Source organism: Pyrococcus kukulkanii (assembly GCF_041647995.1).
In the GTDB taxonomy this organism is placed as follows: Archaea; Methanobacteriota_B; Thermococci; order Thermococcales; family Thermococcaceae; genus Pyrococcus.
The window spans coordinates 1-1,139 of the sequence record NZ_JARRIB010000009.1 but is presented as its reverse complement, the minus strand read 5'-3'; the positions used below and the strand labels follow the sequence as shown (position 1 = coordinate 1,139).

Below are 1,139 nucleotides of genomic sequence, written 5' to 3'. Positions count from 1 at the left end.
CCAAGCCACTATTACTACACTGCCTGCCAGGATGTAGTTGCTAGAGTCAAGGGTTTTCTTGAAAAGAAGAGGAAGGGTAAAGTCAAAACAGAAAAACCAGTAATCAGGAAAGTTTCAATCTGGTTAGATGACGTCCTGTGGGATTACAAGAGGTTCCCACAGTTCAACACCCTCAAGAACGGTAAGAAAATCCTCATAATCAGGTTAACTACTAAGAGGGGGAGAATAAAACTCCCCCTAAAACCGCACAAACTCTTCTTCAAGTACTTGAGTGAGGGGTGGAGGGTCAAACCTGGAGTAAAACTCAAGTTAGTTGAGAATGAACGGAAAGTCCTCGCCTACTTCACCTTTGAGAAGGAGTTTGATGAACCCGAGGTTACGGGAAGCTTTATTGCAGTGGACTACAATGCTGATAATGTTTCCTTTGGCACTCACGAGTTCTTAATCCAAGTGCGGACAGGACTGGGTAGAATGACTAGATTTTACTCTGACGTTAGGAGGGAAGTCCAGAGGACGCACTTGACTGGTTGGAGGAGGAAACTTCCATCGAGGAAGGGGAGAAAACTCCTCAAAAAATTCGGTCAAAGGAAGATGAACAGGAGGGTTGATTTACAGAGGAAGCTCGCCTTAAGAATAGTTGAAGTTGCCGGAGAGTTGAACGCTACAATAATCCTTGAGGCAATTCCAAAGAATTTCAACCAGCGGGTAACTAGGAAAAGGAGAAAGAATGAGAAGAGGTTAAGGAATACTCTGCACAATATTGGGATGAGCAGTTTCCAGAGGTTTGTTTTTGAAAAGGCTGTTGAATCTGGTGTTCCAGTTGTTTTTATAAACCCTGCATACTCCTCTCAAGTTTGCCCTAATTGTGGCGCGTTTAGGGTTAAGCCCGGTGACGACGCACTGCGTCGGAGGATCTTCACTTGCCCAGTTTGCGGGTTTAATCTTGATAGGGATTTTACTGCTGTATTGAACTTGCTGGGGCTGTTTCCGTTCAGCCCGAAGGCTGATGAACCGCCAGTTGAGGACTCGGTGAGTCCCGTGACGCTGGTGGCTGAAGCCAACCTCCCGCACCACAAAAACTCCTTGATAGTGATTAGCCAGTGTTTGCAACGACAGTAGGTGCAGGAGGAAACGGTTCA

1 protein-coding gene is annotated in these 1,139 nt (G+C 46.0%); it reads left to right on the top strand.

What is annotated here, in order from left to right:
- The coding region (locus P8X24_RS11735; RefSeq protein WP_372916481.1) for an RNA-guided endonuclease InsQ/TnpB family protein at positions 1-1,119 on the top strand (1,119 nt) is incomplete at its 5' end.
- Positions 1,120-1,139: the final 20 nt, after the last annotated feature.